Origin of the sequence: Streptomyces canus 299MFChir4.1 (genome assembly GCF_000383615.1) — a bacterium.
Taxonomy (GTDB): Bacteria; Actinomycetota; Actinomycetes; order Streptomycetales; family Streptomycetaceae; genus Streptomyces; species Streptomyces canus_C.
On sequence record NZ_KB911616.1, the window covers coordinates 1 to 13948 of the forward strand.

Consider the following 13948-nt stretch of genomic DNA (forward strand, 5'->3'; position numbering starts at 1 on the left):
TCATCCTGGCCCTACACGAAACCGATCTTGATCCGCAGGCCGGCACCACCAGCGAAGAGTAAGCACACAAGCACAGCCGACAGATCCGCCCCCGACAACCTCACCAACCCCCAGACCGTCTGACCGGCCCTGCCAAGTAGCAGCCCACTGAAACCGCACCCTGCTCGATCAACCTGCACACACCCACGCACGCGCAGGCCAGACGGCCACTACCCGCCCAACCCCACACTCCGGACACCCCCAGGCATCGCGAACACCACCCAGAGGAACTGAGAAGCCCCAGCTCACAGCCACAGCAACACTCAGAAAGACCGAGTGACGACAGCCGCGCGAACGGGGAAACGGGCCTGTCGTATGCCGGGGAGCTGTCAGAAGAGCGTGTGGAGGCGCTGAGTGATGTAGATCCGGGGTGGTGCCCGGAATGGGAGATCAGCTGGCAGCGTTGCTGTCGGCTCGCCCGCGCCCACGTGAAGGCCGGCGGCGCGCTCCCGGTCCGGGCGGGCGAGGTGATCGTGCAGGGCGAGGACCTGGCGGTGTGGGTGGCCGCGCAGCGAGCCGGATGGGATCGGCTGATGCCGGCGCAGCAGTACCTGCTGCAGACCATCGGCATCGAACCCGCAGCCGAAAGCGAGGCTGTGCGTCCGGTGCGGCGGTCCCAAGACGAGCTGTGGGAGCGGAACATGGCCGCAGCACGGCAGTTCCACACCCGCGAGGGGCACCTCCGCGTCCCGAGAAAGCATGTCGAGGAGTTGGCCGGTGAGGACGGGGAAAGGAGTACGGCCGTCCGGCTTGGGGGATGGCTCGACAACACTCGACGACGGGCAGACAAGTTTGCAGCGGAGCGTCGTGCGGAACTCGATGAGTTGGGCATGCGCTGGTAGGGCTGTTACGGAGGGGCAGCGCTTGGTGGATCGCTTCGGTTCGTGGAACCTGTCAGCTGGATGCCACGTTGGCGGTTGGTCGGTCTCCGAGTGCGAACTGCTTTTGCGGGGCGCACCATCGGCAGTCGGTGTGGGTGCGGGAGTTGATGAGGTCTGGTGTGCGGGGGCGGGGGCGGTGCAGGACGCTGGCGTGGTCGAGGTCGTCGTCGTGAAGGCAGCTCACGGCGTGCATGGAGTGGCTGACGGCTTCGGCGGCGGCGAGGGCGTTGAGGGGGAGGACGCTGGCGGTCGGCGTGCCGGGGACGTAGTGTGCGGCGGCTCTGTCGGCGGGGGCATGCGTGTCGATGGCGAGGTCGGTGGGGTTGATCAGTCCGTCGCGCCCCCAGGCATCGCGCACACCCAGAAAATCTGAGAAGCCCCAGCTCGCAGCAACAGCGACAGCTCAGAAGGACTGGGAGGCGACATCAGACCACCTAACCTGCTGGTCGCAACACCCCAGTGTTCGGCCAGGCCTGGCCGACGGTCTACAGGCGTTTCGCCCGGTGGAGCCGGGACCGGGTGTGGGCCAGGCTCCACCGCATCCTTCTGGACGAGTCGGCGCCCGCGCGACCTCTTAGACGAAGACAGTGCCGATGTCGCCGCCGAAGTACCCGCTGCCAGCCCATGCCCACGAGGTGTTCGGGGCGCTGACGATGTTTCCGCCGACTGTGGTGCAGCCGCCAGCGCTGCAGGCCGTGCCGACGACGTAGTAGCGCCCGGTGTTGCAACTAACCCCGACGTACTTGCCGTCGTCGCTTCGGTAGGTGCTGCAGGTGGCGTTGGCCTGGTTCGGCTGGGCGGTGGCCGGAGCCGCCAGACCAATCGTGGCCGCAACGGCCGCGGTGCAAAGGGTCGCCACAAAACGTGCCCGAGTCTTCATGATGGCTGCTGCCTCTCGTAGATGTGATGAGTTTCCGGCTGGTCTTGTCAGCAGTTCTTGACCCAGTGCACCCCATACCAGGGAGCGTCCGGGTCCTGCGAGAAGGCGCCTTTGTCGTGCCACTTCGAGACGCCAAAGTCGTGCAGGAAATTTGCGGCCGTACCCGTTGACTGTTTATTGATCCAGGGAAACCGTTTTCCAGTCATGGAATGCGAAGGTTGCAGGAGGTGCCCACATGGTGGTCTTGTCGCCCGTGTACCAGGTGTTCTTCCGCGCGCACATGGTGTTGCCGGGACAGAGCTCGGATGTGGGCCTTCTGGGCGCGTTCGCTCCGGACAGTGCTCTCGCCCGGCAGATCGAGCAAAATCTCCCCGCGACCCCCGAGACGGATCTTGTTCACGGGCACATGTGTGCCACCCGTCTGTGACAGGTAGGAGTCCACGCGTCTCTGCAGTCCTTGCGCCTGCGCGCTGGTCAGCCCTAGTCTCTGCCTGTACAGCGAAGTCGGTCCTGGCCGCCCTGTTCACGGCGGTGGCTGCTCCCGTCGTGGTCGCGAGCGTGCAGAGTGCCAGTGCAACGGCCGTGACCGCACCGCTTTTTAACCAGTCTCGCCGCGCCACCAAATTGTCCCTCCAGGAGAGCAGCGGCGTTAAAAGTCGATGCCGCCGCTCAGGACCTCGTGCTCGTGTGAGTTACCAGCTACCGGTCATCCACCATCGCTGATCCTGGTAGCTGGTGTTGTAGTTGCAAGGCTCCATGGTGATCGGGCCGCCATTGACGTTGGAGCTGTCCATGCACAGGTTGTTGGAATTGCGGAAGTGACGCGGCTGATTGTCAACCGGGTACCATTTCTGGCTGAGATAGCTATCCTCGTAGTGGCAGGGCGCCATGATCACGTGTGCGCCCACCGCGTTACTGCGCAGGTCCATACACAGGCCGTTGGCGTTCTGGATGTTGTACACCCAGCTGGCATCGAGCGTGCGATACCACTTCTGGCTCGAGTAGGTGTCCTCGTAATGGCACGGGTAGTGGAGCACGACTTCCGCGCCCGGCTGGTTGGACCCTAGGTCCCAGCATCGTCCGGTGTTGGCCACGTTGGCAGGCCCGCTGAGAGTGAGAATGCCCGTGTCGGTCGCCGAGCTGGTGCCCGGGGCGCCGAGAAGCAACGCGGCCGCGGCAGACAGCCCGAGGGCTGACCGGCCGAGAATGCGGCTGCCAATCGCGATTGTGATGGTTTTAGCCATGGAGTCCCCTCTGAGATTGGTTCAATTCCACCGCAAAGGGGTTGAGGCCCACAGGGCGGCGGATCGAGTGGTGCGGAGGGGTGCCGCTTCACCGCGCGGAATCCGTATCGCGTGGGCTGCACCCCGGCATGACGCGATCCAGCTTCGCCGCGCTGTCGGCATCGGGGCAATCGTTTCGATCCTCGTCGAAACTCACAGGTCGCCCAAGGACGGGGCGGGCCATGCGCCATCATCGGAGAGAAGGCTGGCGGCTGGCTCCCCCGCTTCCGGGCCTGACCCGGCCATGCCGCGGCTGAAGTTGCGGGCCGGCCAAGGCGGTCCTGGGTACGCCCGCGTTATCGGTGGCAGCTGCAACGCTGATCAGATGAACGGCGATGAGCAGCGGCTGAAGGGACGCGTCTACGGCGCGGACCACAACGCCCCAACCCCCGGGCCGCTCCCGCACAGGACCTACACCGCACTCGACGGCCTGCTCCTGGACATCCACGGGCGGCGGAGCGAGGATGTCGACGATCACCGGACCCGGGTGTGGGCTGCCGTTGAGGGGATCCTCACGATTGGTCATGGTTCAAATCCCGGCACGTCTTCGCCGAAGAAGTCGGGTAGACAACGGCTACTCAACTACCTCATGACGAGCTGGACGCCGGACAGGCCGCGGGCGAGGAGCGAGCGCAGGAAGGCGAGCCAGCCGGCGCCGTCCTCGGCGGTCGCGACGTCGAGGCCGAGGATCTCGCGGTTGCCGTCGGCATTCACGCCGACCGCGATCAGCACATGGGCGTTGATGATGCGGCCGCCCTCAGGGACCTTCTGGGTCAGGGCATCCACCCAGACCAATGCGTAAGGGCCTTGGTCCAAGGGCCGGTTGCGGAACGCGGCGACCTGCTCGTCCAGGTGCTTGGCCATCGCGCTCACCTGGGGCTTCGACAGCTGGGTGACGCCCAGGGACTCGGCGAGCTTCTCCACCCGGCGCGTACTGACACCGAGCAGGTAGGCGGTGGCGACCACCGAGATGAGGGCCTGTTCGGCCCGGCGGCGCCGCTCCAGGAGCCACTGCGGGAAGTAACTGCCCTGCCTCAGCTTGGGGATGGACAGCTCCACGGTCCCGGCGCGGGTGTCCCACTCGCGCGGCCGGTATCCGTTGCGATGGTTGACGGGTTCGTCGCTGACCTGCCCGTATTCGGCGTTGCAGAGAGTATCCGCCTCCGCGGACATGAGTGCGTCGGCGAACGTCTTGACCATCGCGCGCAGCAGATCCGGACTCACCGCGGCAAGGTTGTCTTCCACGAGGGCGTGCAGGGGCAGACTGTCTGGTGCGGTCATCGTGCTGATCTCCTTCGAGGCTTCACCACTTCGAAGACCAGCCGGTCGCCGTTCATCTACGCGGGCACCATCCCGATGCCGAAGCAAACCCCCGGATCAGGCCGAACCCGTACACCACTTCCCTCGACGCAACCGGGTACTCGGCCAGAAGGCGACTCCCGCACTCACCTCGAAACGACTCCCGCTCCCGCTAACAAAGCCACTACCACCACGGCCTGCCCTCCGGCGACTTCGTGCCCGCCACTCGAGCAGCCCCTCGGCTCCTCGGCGGGCCTCTCCCAGGCCACGGTCACCCGCCTGACCGCGCAGTGGCAGGCCGACCACGCCGCCTTCAACGAGCGCGACCTGTCCACCAGTGATTACGTCTACGTCTGGGCCGACGGCATCCATCTGAAGATCGGCCTGGAGCAGGCCCAGGCCGGTCCTGGTGCTGGTGGGCATGCGCGCGGACGGCACCAAGGAACTCATCGCCATAACCGACGGTTACCGCGAATCATCCGAGTCCGGGCCAACCTGCTGCGCGATGCCGCCCAGCGCGGGATACGCGCCCCCGTCCTCGCGGTGGGCGACGGCGCTCTCTGCTTCTGGAACGCGGTCAACGAGGTGTTCCCCTCAACTCGGCATCAGGGATGCTGGATGCGCAAAGCCGCGAGTGCGCTGGACAGCCTTCCGAAATCGGCCCAGGACGAAGAGGGCGAGGAGTGAGCGCGAGGGTGCTGCTCGACGGTTACGCGGTGCCCTCGATCTCGGCCCGCAGTTGGGCGGCGGGGTCACAGGGCCGGACGTGCTCCCAGCGTGGCCGCAGGCTGATCCAGACCGGAACCGACTTCTACCGGTTGCAGCTCACTGAGGACGAACGCGGCCCGAAGAAACACCCGGTGAGTTTTTCCTCGGACGTCCGGGCCGGTCAGTTCAGCAGGGCAGCCGTGAACGTCTTGCGGTGGTCCACCAGCCAGGTCTGCACCCGGTCCCAGCGTTCCCATCCACCACGCTCGGCCAGCGCCTGGAGATAGAGGGGGTCTCCGCTGGCTACGCGGCAGGCGACGAAGGCCCGGCAGACCTCCGTGGCCTGCTCGATCACACCGGGTAACTCTGCGCGGCCCCCTGCCGAGAGGCCGTAGCCGTCGGCAAGGATCCGCAGCCGTGCGGCCGCATCCAGCCCGTGGGGATGGAGAGCAGCCGCTGACTCGGGATCAAGCATGGGCACCCAATAACGGGCGGTCATGGCGATGTCCCAGAGGGCACGGCCCGGGGCCGCCAAGTCGAAATCGATCAGGGCCATGGCACGACCGTCGCGGAAGACGACGTTTTCCGGGCACACATCGTTGTGACACAACATTCTTCCCCCCTCCGGATCGGCGAGGTCCGAGGGCCACTCGGCACTGGTGTCCACCGCGACGACCGCGCTGGTCTCGTGCAGACGCCGCAGCAGGCTCCCCACCGATTCGAGGGCAGAACTTGTCATCGCCCAGTCCGGGAACGGCGGCAGAGCCACGTCGCCAGGGATGAAGGTCAGCTGCTCACGGCCATCCCCGGTGAGACCGACAGGGGTCGGTGCCGCGTCGAAGCCGTGCTCCTTCAGCGCGAGGAGATAGGCATGCAGGGCGCGCGCGTTGCGCGGTGCCGGTCGCTCCACCACCTTCCCCCGGCGGAAGACCGCCCCCGCGTTCACCATCCCGCCGACCAGCGCCTCGTCTTCAGCCGTCATGAGGATCACGCTATCGCCCGATCCACCCTCGTGCGGAGCGGCCGGCGCACGATGTGGATCAACGCACGACGGAACGCGCGACGCGGAATCCCACGTGGTCGACCTGGAAAGTCGGGTGGCTGCGGCGCCGCGCGGAGGCCCGGCAGCTCCAGTGCTCATCGAACCAACCACCGCCACGGAGCACCCTGTAGACGCCATAGACCTCGGCGTCGTAGACGTCCCAGCACCAGTCCCAGACGTTGCCGAGCATGTCGTGAAGCCCCCACGGGTTGGGGCGTTTGCCGCCCACGTCGTGGATGCGCTCGTGCGAGTTTCCGCGGTACCAGCCGATCTCGTCGAGCTCCCCGTAGCGCGGCCCGGTCGTCCCGGCACGGCAGGCGTGCTCCCACTCGGCTTCGGTCGGCAGTCGATATCCGTCGGCGGACGCGTCCCACTCGATGACTTCATCCTCGGCACGGATGTGGTACGCGGGCGTGAGGCCTTCGCACTGGGACAGGGCGTTGCAGAACCGCGCCGCGTCCCACCAGGAGACGCACTCGACGGGCAACTGGTCCCCCAGGGTGGTACTCGGCCGCTGGCCTGTGATCTGTGCGTACAACGCCTGGGTGACCGGGAATGTCGCGAGCTGGTAGGGCGCAAGCTCGACCGACCAACTGCGCTGTGTCCGCCGGTCCGACAGCGTCACCCGCCCCGGCGGGATGTCGACCATCTTGTTCCCCATCATCACGTCCATGATCAGGAGATCCTAACGAGACCCTGTCAGTGCAAAATGAACCGCTCCGGGTCTAATGGAGGCTCGATTCCCTCAGAGGATCGAGTCATGGCACGTCCGTCTCCCTACCCTGCTGAGCTTCGTGAGCGTGCGGTGCGCATGCTCGCGGGGATCCGCCCGAACTACCCGACCGAGTGGTCCGCTATGAAGGCGGTCGCCGCGATGCTGCGAATTGGTGCGACGGAAACGGTGCGGCCCTGGCTCCGCACGGCAGAGGTCGATGCCGGCCAGCGCCCGGCCGTGACCTCTGACGAGACTGCTGAGATCAAGCGTCTGAAGGTCGAGAACGCCGAGTTGCGGCGGGCAAACGAGATCCTCAAGGCGGCGTCGGCTTTCTTTGCGGCCGAGCTCGACCGGCCGCCGAAGCGCTCGTAGCGACGCCGCTGTCCACGCTTTGCTGGCCGCCGGCCACACCGCCGCGCGATCCAACGCCAGCTCGGCATGACCTACCGCACGGTCAAACTCCTGGCCGACGCCACTACCCCGGAGGACCTCTTTCACGGCCAGTGGCGGGGCCGCCCCTCCGTTCCCGACGAGTACGGGCCCTGCCCGGACGACCGCTGGAACCAGGGCCGCACCAGCGCCTGGAAGGCGTGGGAGGAGATCGTGCCACTCGCTACACCGGCAGCCACCAGCGAGTTCGCGCCTGCTTCCGCACCAAGCACCTCTCAGCCGACCCGGTCACCGCACCCCCGTGCTCGCCCTCGCCCCGCGCGGTCGCCGGCTGGATCCTCCGGCACCCCGAGTCCCTCTCCGAGGGCGAACAGCGCCGGATGAAGGCCGTCTTGGCCCACTGCCCCGAACTGGAAGCCCTCACCAGACACGCCCGTTCGTTCGCTCAGATCCTCACCGAGCGACACGGCCAACGGCCGCCCGAGTGGCTCGATGCCGTCCGCCAGGACGACCTGCCCGGTCTCCACCCACGCCGCGGGCATCAACCGCGACCGTGGCGCCGTCGTCGCCGGCCTCACCCTGCCTGGAGCTCCGGAGTCGTAGAAAGGCACGTCAACCTCATCAAGATGCTCAAGCGCCAGATGTTCGGCCGCGCCGGCTTCAACCTCCTCTGAAAGCGCGTTCTCTTGGCGTGATGAGCCCCGGGAGAAATTGCGAAGCGGGCTGAACCGCCCCAGGTGACAATGACGCGGTGTTGATCGTGAATGCCGTCCTGGAAACCCCAGACACCGTTGACTTCTCTTTCTGGCCGGTGGCTGGTCTGCCTCCGTCCCAGTTCATGGCTCTGTCGAGCAGTATGTCCCCGCTCGACGTCGGCAGCGCGCTGGCCATGCTGGCTGACTACAACTCGCGGACAGGGGAAGGCGATCGCCCCTTGACGGACGCCAGCGAGGCGATTCGCCGCCTGCTGGAGACAGACAAAGTCATCGCGCCAGGAGGGCTGCACGTCCACGACACCCGTACTAACGTCACCGTCCAGCCAGGATGTTGTAGTGGGCTGGAGGACTGGCGCGAGTGGCTCGACGTCGCAGACGGAGAGACCCTGTGGCTCGGCCACGACCCTTCACCAAGGCTTGAGCACGCCGGCGAGGTCGTGCAGCTGTGGCCGGACAGCGCAGACGGTCAAGAAACTCCTTCCGGGCAGCCCATCGAGATCGTGGCGGGAGACCTACCGGGCATCCTGCATACCGTGCAGGAGGGACTGCAAGGCTTTCTCTCTCTGACCAAGCAGTGGGCCACTCGCCATGTTCCGACTCTCGCCGAGGACCTGGCAGCCAGACTCGACGAAGATCTCGCCATCAGCGCACCACTGCCGACTACCAGTGGCCCACACGCACCGTAACCGAACACGAAATCCCTGCCAGGGCCCGATCTCGTGAACCTCGAACACGAGGCACTACCGACCGGCGCCTCCCAGACTCGGTCGGCCTTCGCGGGCGGTGTCCGGTCCGACCACCCACCTGCGGATCACGCTGGACCACCTCGGATGTCCTGCGCGGAAGACCGAGTGAGACCGCTCAGCCGGTCAGTGGGGTGCAGTGCACGTTGTCCGCTCCGCCGCCCTGGCCGGAGATCCGTCCCCAGTAGCTCACGCAGTGGCCGGGGTGGCCTATGTACACCGGACCGGCGTAGGTCGTGTACTGGCCGTCATCGAACTCGGGGTCGACGTCCTGGGCGTCCGTGACCGCTGCCAGCATGGACACGGCGGTGCCGGGACGGGCGCGCACCGTGACCACGCAGTCCTGTCCCGTGGAGGGGTTGTACGTCAGGTAGACCGTGCCCGCCGTACCGACCGGCGCCGAGTCGACCACCGTATAACCCGCCCCGCAGACACCGTTGTACTTCGCCAGGGGCGTCGCCGCCCCTGCCTGCGATGCGACGGCCCCCATGGCGCCGACCACGGCGGCTGTGACCGCTCCGACCGCTGCGGCACGCTGAATGATGTTCATGGCAATCCCCCGTTTCGTCGACAGCCCCAACAGCTTGTCGACCTCGAAGGGATTGACCGTCGTCACCCGACCAGCGTTGTAGGCCACCGGCACCGGTTACGGAACCCGTACACGGAGTGAACGGATCCGTGGCCGTTTCTCCTCAACAGACCAACTGGCAGGGCGCTTCGACGAACCACCCGCCTCTCGCACCCGGCGCCGAACAGGTCCTGCTCCAGGGCGAGGATCTTTCCGGCCTCGTCCAAGGGCGACACCGCGACGGCGTGCTGGAGGTCCAGTTCGCCACCAAGTCGCCCCAGGCCGCCTGCCCTTCCACGGCTTTGAGCCCCTCGACGAGCAGCTCCACAGCCCCGCCCTGGACGACCGACCCCACGTGGAGGCACAGCACGGCAGGCGGGCGGGTTGGGTCGGCTCGGGAGCTCAGAGGAAGTTGAGAACTTCCTGTGCGAGGCTGGCGCGCCTTCGACCCATCCTGTGTGACCAACCTACTGGAGGAACACCTATGAGCCTGATCAACGGCCTGCCCGCACACGTCCTGCTCGTGCATTTCGTCATCGTGCTCGTTCCCCTGACCGCGCTGGCCCTCACGGTCTGCGCGCTCCGGCCGAGCGCGGCGCAGCGCATGGGCGTCGTGCTGCCGCTGCTGGCCCTGGTCACCCTCGTGAGTGTTCCGCTGGCCACGCAGGCCGGGGAGTGGCTGGAGGAACACGTCGACAGCGATGCCCTGGTGCGCCGGCACGCCGCCCTCGGCGACGGCCTGCTGCCCTGGGCCGGGGGCCTGTTCCTTCTGGCGGTCTCCGTCTGGTGGGCGGGCCGCCGCACCACCGCGTCCGGCTCCGAGACGTCGCCCGGCATACGCCGGTCCGCGGCGCCGGTGCGTATCGCGGTTGCCGTTCTGTCGCTCGTCGTGGCCGTGGGAGCCGCCGTGGACGTCTACCGCATCGGTGATTCGGGGGCGAAGGCCGCGTGGCACGACGGCTACTCCAAGGCGGCCTCGGGCGGTGACGGGGACGATCACTGACCCGCATCCGCTAGCCCCGGCTCGAGTGCCTGTCACACGGGAGCGTCGTCGGCGTGGAGGGCCAGACGGGGGCAGGCGCCGACGGCGCGGCGGGTGTGGGTGCGCAGATGGTCGGGGACGGCTCGGTCCTTGATGACGGGGTAGCCCCATTCGTCGAGGCCGATCAGCTCGGGGAGCAGTTCGCCGCACAGTCCCCGGCCCGTGCAGGCGATGCGGTCGATGCGCAGGGTCTTGGTGGGGGTAATCGCCAGGTCTCCGGGGGTTCGGCGGGCGGCACGGGGATCCGGGCCGGCCGGTGGGCGGCGGCGCAGGCGCCGTGGGTGAGGTGCTGATCGACGTCGTCGGCGAAGGCACGCAGCGCGGAGGCAGCCAGGCGAGCAGCGCCGTCGGGATGACGGCAGGCACCGCGGCCCGGCAGCAGAGCGGTCCGGCGGTGCAGCCGGGACAACAGGTCCCGGTCGCCGCGTCCGGCGGCCAGCGCGGTGAAGTCCTCGGCCACGGCGGGCAGCCCGAAGTGGCAGGGGCCGCACTGGTGGGCGCTTTGGGCCGCCAGGTAGGTGAGCATCCGGGCCGTCTCGCTGAGCCCGCAGGCCGAGGGCGGGAGTACGACGAGAACGCCCGCGCCGGGTGTGGCCCCCAAGGGGGCCAGGTCACGCCGGGTGAGAGGGGTGCGCACGTCCTGCGCCGGGAGCCAGGTGCCGGCGAAGCCACCGAGCAGGACCGCGGGCAGAGCTTCGGTGGGCCTGCCGGCAGCGTCGATGATCGTGGCGAGCGGCGTACCGATGGCGACCTCCTGGACGCCCGGGTCGGTGACGGCGCCAGAGACGGTGATGAGTGTGGTGCCGGGCTCGTCCGGGGTTCCCGCACGACGGAACCACTCGGGTCCCCGGCGGGCTATGAGGGCGAGATGGGCGAGGGTCTCGGCGTTGTGCACGAGGGTGGGGCGGCGGGCGACACCGCGTTCATGGGTGCGCGGCGGGTTTCCCTGAGGGCGGGCCGGGCCCCCGTTGAGCCAGCTCACCAGCGAGGTCGACTCGCTGGAGACGTACGCGTGCGGAAGCGCGTGCAGACGCAACCGCACCGGGTCGAGGCGGGCGTGCCTGCGGTCGTTCAAGGCGGCGCTGAGCTGCGCGTACTGGACGGCGCGGGTGCGGGGCAGGCACACGTGGACGGTGTCGGCGCCGATCACGGTCGCGGCCAGGACGGCGCCGTCGAGGACCAGGTGGGGTGCGACGGCAAGCAGGAACTGGTCCTTGCGGCTGGCCGGTTCGCTCTCCATGGCATTGACGACCATCACGGTCCGGCCACCCCTTTCCGCCACGGCGCGCAGCTTGCGGGCGGTGTGGAATCCGGCACCGCCGCGCCCGGTCAGCCCGGCCCGCTCTACGGCCTCCACCAGCGGCATCGACGTACGGCCGTCGGGGACCGGCGCGGCGGGCACCACCGGTCCATGGCGCAGGAGGTGATCGGCGAGGGTGGCCGGCGCCCCGGTGGCATACCAAGGGGCCAGCAGCCGGGCCGCAGTGGGGTCGTCCGGCTGGGGCACGCGGTACTGGGGCGCGAGGGGCGCCGCGGCGGAGGAGTTCATCGTCCGCCTCCGAGCAGTACCGTCGTCATGGCGGCACGCTGCGCCCAGCCCGGCTGCAGTGGTCCCACAGCCAGGAACTCGGCCAGCACGACGGGTACGGCGACGGCGGCCACGGCGGCCACCAGGCGTCCGACGACCCGCCCCGGACCCGCCTTCGCCAGCCGCCAACACACCGCGCCGACCACCGACACCAGGCAGGACGCGTACAGCCACAGCTGGAGCGGGAGCCGGGTATCGGTGCCGGTTCCGGCGCTGTGGAAGAGGGCGAACGGCCAGGCCGCGTACGCCAGCCAGTGCACTGCCTTCCAGCGCCGCACCCCGCTGCGGCGCCGCAGCGCGCTGGTGACCAGCACCGCGAGCAGCAGATCGAGCGCGACCGTCCCCAGTCCCAGCCAGAGCGGCCGGTAGGAGGCCACGAACGGCATGACGGACACCGCCCAGCTCAGGTGCACGTACGGATCGAGCACCGCCGTCACCACGTGGACGACGAGGAACACCAAGGTGAGCAGGGACAGGTTGCGGTGCAGCAGCCCAACCTCGAAACGGCCGATCCGCCGCGCCGCGGTGCGTCCGCCGGAGGCGATGCCGAGCACCACCGTGGCGGTGAGCAGGATCAGGGCGAGGGTGCCGCCCACGCGGCTGGCGTACCACAGGGGGCTGCCGGTCAGGGCGAGTGTCGTCATCGCGGGCCTCCGGGGGCCGTGCCGCGGAGGTCCGCGGGCGCGGGAGCGTGGGAGTCGGCCGGCCAGCCGCCCAGGCGCAGGACGGTGCCGTCGAGGCCGGTCAGGCGGGCCGGGAGGGCGTTGGCCCGTAGCCAGTCCGGGGCCCGGGCGCCGAGCACGATCGCCGCGGTGCCGGCGGCATTGGCGTCCACGCAGGTGGCGGCCGCGACCGTGACCGTGCGCCACACGGGTGCGGCGGGCTCTCCGGTGGCCGGATCGACGATGTGGTGCAGGACCCGTCCGCCGCGCCGCCAGGTACGCACCCGGATACCGGAGGTCGCCAGCGCCCCGCCGGTCACCGTCACGGCGGGACCGCCCTGGGGGGCGGGTTGGGCGTGGTCGTCGGCGAGGGCTATCCGCCAGCCGCCCTGGGGCGCCGGTCCGGCGGTCGCCAGGTCACCGCCCAGGTTCACCAGGACCCCGCAGCCGGTCACCGCGGCGGCCTGCCGGGCGGCGCGGTCGGCGGCCAGGGCCTTGGCGGTGGCGCCCAGGTCGAGGCGGGTGCCCGGGGGCAGGCGCAGCCGGCGGGTACGCGGGTCGTAGGCGATCCGCCGCCAGCCGGACGCCGGCCGGGACACGGGCACGGGGCGGGCGTCCTCGGGCGCGAGCGAGGCGAAAGTGCGGTCGTAGCCGAGCGCGATCACCGCACTGCCCACCGTCGGGTCCACGACGCCGCCGGTGAGGCGGGCGGCGCGCAGGGCGGCCTGCAGGGCCTCGGCGAAGTAGGCGCTGACTGTCGTCGTGACACCCGCGCCGACGTTCACGCGCGTGAGCTCGGAGTCGGGCCGGAAGCGGCTGCAGCCGCGGTCGACGGCGGCCAGCTCGGCGCGCAACACGGCTTCCGCGGCGGGCAGCGCGACCGGGTCCGTGACCAGCATGGCGGCCGTCGTGCCCAGGGCCGGGAAGACGACCTGGCAACGGAAGCGGTCCGGGGTGCGCGTGGTCATGACGCCCCCGTCGTGGTCTGCGGCTGCTGCTGGGTCGCGGCAGGCGGCTGCGCCGGGGGCTGCGGAGCCGGTTGCGCCGCGGGAGCCGCGCCCTGCTCGCCGTCCTCCTCGTCGGCCTCGTGACCGTTCGGCTTCTCCCTCCCGCCGTCGTCCTTGCCCGCGGGGGTGGCGGCATGCGACGTGGCGGGCTGGTGCACCGGTGCTGGCGCGGGGGCGGCCGGACCGCCCGGAATCAGATGCGTGTAGACGCCGCCGAGAGCCGCCGCACCGGCCGCGGCCGTGGCCGCGATCCACACGGTGGTGCGGCGGCTGCGCCGCAGACCGCGGTCGCGTGCGTGCGCGGAGAAGGCGGGACCGGGCGTCGGCCGGAACTCGTCGGGCGAGGGGGACATGGCAGCGCTCCTGGAGAATCGGCGGCCCGGAT

The 13948-nt window shown here is 69.3% G+C and carries 16 protein-coding genes and 3 pseudogenes; 7 read left to right on the forward strand and 12 right to left on the reverse strand.

Features of this window, described 5'->3' with window-relative positions; genetic code table 11:
• Positions 1–380 precede the first annotated feature (380 nt).
• A complete protein-coding gene (locus H293_RS0139895; RefSeq protein WP_020123378.1) occupies positions 381–881 on the forward strand; it encodes a helicase associated domain-containing protein in 501 nt (166 codons plus the stop codon).
• A gap of 52 nt (positions 882–933) precedes the next feature.
• Here H293_RS0139895 and H293_RS0139900 read toward each other — a convergent pair whose 3' ends face one another.
• A complete protein-coding gene (locus H293_RS0139900) occupies positions 934–1278 on the reverse strand; it encodes a hypothetical protein (protein WP_020123379.1) in 345 nt (114 codons plus the stop codon).
• A 216-nt stretch (positions 1279–1494) separates the two neighbouring features.
• Positions 1495–1800, reverse strand: a complete 306-nt coding sequence (locus H293_RS58690) for a hypothetical protein (RefSeq protein ID WP_158694502.1) — start codon at positions 1798–1800, stop codon at positions 1495–1497.
• Between the two features lie 235 nt (positions 1801–2035).
• Between H293_RS58690 and H293_RS0139910 the strand changes: the two genes are divergently transcribed.
• A complete protein-coding gene (locus H293_RS0139910; protein WP_020123381.1) occupies positions 2036–2227 on the forward strand; it encodes a hypothetical protein in 192 nt (63 codons plus the stop codon).
• Positions 2228–2492: 265 nt separating this feature from the next.
• On the opposite strand, the gene H293_RS0139915 is transcribed toward H293_RS0139910, so the two are convergent.
• Positions 2493–3044 (reverse strand): RICIN domain-containing protein, encoded by a 552-nt coding sequence (locus tag H293_RS0139915; protein WP_020123382.1) that lies wholly within the window; start codon positions 3042–3044, stop codon positions 2493–2495.
• A gap of 630 nt (positions 3045–3674) precedes the next feature.
• Positions 3675–4364, reverse strand: a pseudogene (locus H293_RS50950) (IS256 family transposase); the annotation flags it as partial.
• A 203-nt stretch (positions 4365–4567) separates the two neighbouring features.
• Between H293_RS50950 and H293_RS55775 the strand changes: the two are divergent.
• Positions 4568–5045: pseudogene (locus tag H293_RS55775) on the forward strand (transposase); the annotation flags it as partial.
• A gap of 226 nt (positions 5046–5271) precedes the next feature.
• Here the strand turns inward: H293_RS55775 and H293_RS0139925 are convergent.
• Positions 5272–6072 (reverse strand): phosphotransferase, encoded by an 801-nt coding sequence (locus H293_RS0139925; RefSeq protein WP_033416227.1) that lies wholly within the window; start codon positions 6070–6072, stop codon positions 5272–5274.
• Positions 6073–6130: 58 nt separating this feature from the next.
• Positions 6131–6805, reverse strand: coding sequence for a formylglycine-generating enzyme family protein (locus tag H293_RS0139930; protein ID WP_020123385.1), 675 nt, complete (start codon positions 6803–6805; stop codon positions 6131–6133).
• Positions 6806–6892: 87 nt separating this feature from the next.
• Here H293_RS0139930 and H293_RS0139935 point away from each other — a divergent pair.
• The 3 genes and pseudogenes from H293_RS0139935 to H293_RS0139945 form a co-directional block, all read left to right on the forward strand.
• Positions 6893–7218: pseudogene (locus H293_RS0139935) on the forward strand (IS3-like element ISMyma3 family transposase); the annotation flags it as partial.
• A 219-nt stretch (positions 7219–7437) separates the two neighbouring features.
• On the forward strand, positions 7438–7911 hold the full coding sequence (locus tag H293_RS53130) for a hypothetical protein (RefSeq protein WP_028808604.1): 474 nt from the start codon (positions 7438–7440) through the stop codon (positions 7909–7911).
• Positions 7912–7988: 77 nt separating this feature from the next.
• Positions 7989–8639, forward strand: coding sequence for a hypothetical protein (locus tag H293_RS0139945; protein ID WP_020123387.1), 651 nt, complete (start codon positions 7989–7991; stop codon positions 8637–8639).
• Between the two features lie 175 nt (positions 8640–8814).
• Here H293_RS0139945 and H293_RS0139950 read toward each other — a convergent pair whose 3' ends face one another.
• On the reverse strand, positions 8815–9246 hold the full coding sequence (locus H293_RS0139950) for a hypothetical protein (protein ID WP_028808605.1): 432 nt from the start codon (positions 9244–9246) through the stop codon (positions 8815–8817).
• Between the two features lie 502 nt (positions 9247–9748).
• Between H293_RS0139950 and H293_RS0139955 the strand changes: the two genes are divergently transcribed.
• Positions 9749–10267, forward strand: a complete 519-nt coding sequence (locus H293_RS0139955) for a DUF2231 domain-containing protein (protein WP_020123389.1) — start codon at positions 9749–9751, stop codon at positions 10265–10267.
• Positions 10268–10299: 32 nt separating this feature from the next.
• Here H293_RS0139955 and H293_RS55780 read toward each other — a convergent pair whose 3' ends face one another.
• The 5 genes from H293_RS55780 to H293_RS0139975 are packed head-to-tail and all read right to left on the reverse strand — an operon-like array spanning position 10300 to position 13916.
• Positions 10300–10518: a ferredoxin gene (locus H293_RS55780; protein ID WP_259294638.1), complete on the reverse strand. Its 219-nt coding sequence runs from the start codon at positions 10516–10518 to the stop codon at positions 10300–10302.
• The gene (locus H293_RS0139960) at positions 10431–11855 is read right to left on the reverse strand and encodes an NADH-ubiquinone oxidoreductase-F iron-sulfur binding region domain-containing protein (RefSeq protein WP_020123390.1); all 1425 of its coding nucleotides are present in this window, start codon (positions 11853–11855) and stop codon (positions 10431–10433) included. The genes H293_RS55780 and H293_RS0139960 overlap by 88 nt, the downstream gene beginning before the upstream one ends.
• Complete coding sequence (locus tag H293_RS0139965) at positions 11852–12538, reverse strand: ferric reductase-like transmembrane domain-containing protein (RefSeq protein ID WP_020123391.1); 687 nt, start codon at positions 12536–12538, stop codon at positions 11852–11854. The genes H293_RS0139960 and H293_RS0139965 overlap by 4 nt, the downstream gene beginning before the upstream one ends.
• Complete coding sequence (locus tag H293_RS0139970; protein ID WP_020123392.1) at positions 12535–13524, reverse strand: FAD:protein FMN transferase; 990 nt, start codon at positions 13522–13524, stop codon at positions 12535–12537. Before H293_RS0139970 ends, H293_RS0139965 begins: the two co-directional genes overlap by 4 nt.
• Positions 13521–13916: a hypothetical protein gene (locus tag H293_RS0139975; RefSeq protein ID WP_020123393.1), complete on the reverse strand. Its 396-nt coding sequence runs from the start codon at positions 13914–13916 to the stop codon at positions 13521–13523. The genes H293_RS0139970 and H293_RS0139975 overlap by 4 nt, the downstream gene beginning before the upstream one ends.
• Between the last annotated feature and the right edge of the window lie 32 nt (positions 13917–13948).

Bases quoted from the DNA above. Each gene is read 5' to 3' on its own strand.
- H293_RS58690 (WP_158694502.1), bottom strand. From the start codon at position 1,800: ATGAAGACTCGGGCACGTTTTGTGGCGACCCTTTGCACCGCGGCCGTT.
- H293_RS0139910 (WP_020123381.1), top strand. From the start codon at position 2,036: ATGGTGGTCTTGTCGCCCGTGTACCAGGTGTTCTTCCGCGCGCACATG.
- H293_RS0139915 (WP_020123382.1), bottom strand. From the start codon at position 3,044: ATGGCTAAAACCATCACAATCGCGATTGGCAGCCGCATTCTCGGCCGG.
- H293_RS0139925 (WP_033416227.1), bottom strand. From the start codon at position 6,072: ATGACGGCTGAAGACGAGGCGCTGGTCGGCGGGATGGTGAACGCGGGG.
- H293_RS0139930 (WP_020123385.1), bottom strand. From the start codon at position 6,805: ATGGACGTGATGATGGGGAACAAGATGGTCGACATCCCGCCGGGGCGG.
- H293_RS0139950 (WP_028808605.1), bottom strand. From the start codon at position 9,246: ATGAACATCATTCAGCGTGCCGCAGCGGTCGGAGCGGTCACAGCCGCC.
- H293_RS0139955 (WP_020123389.1), top strand. From the start codon at position 9,749: ATGAGCCTGATCAACGGCCTGCCCGCACACGTCCTGCTCGTGCATTTC.
- H293_RS0139960 (WP_020123390.1), bottom strand. From the start codon at position 11,855: ATGAACTCCTCCGCCGCGGCGCCCCTCGCGCCCCAGTACCGCGTGCCC.
- H293_RS0139965 (WP_020123391.1), bottom strand. From the start codon at position 12,538: ATGACGACACTCGCCCTGACCGGCAGCCCCCTGTGGTACGCCAGCCGC.
- H293_RS0139970 (WP_020123392.1), bottom strand. From the start codon at position 13,524: ATGACCACGCGCACCCCGGACCGCTTCCGTTGCCAGGTCGTCTTCCCG.
- H293_RS0139975 (WP_020123393.1), bottom strand. From the start codon at position 13,916: ATGTCCCCCTCGCCCGACGAGTTCCGGCCGACGCCCGGTCCCGCCTTC.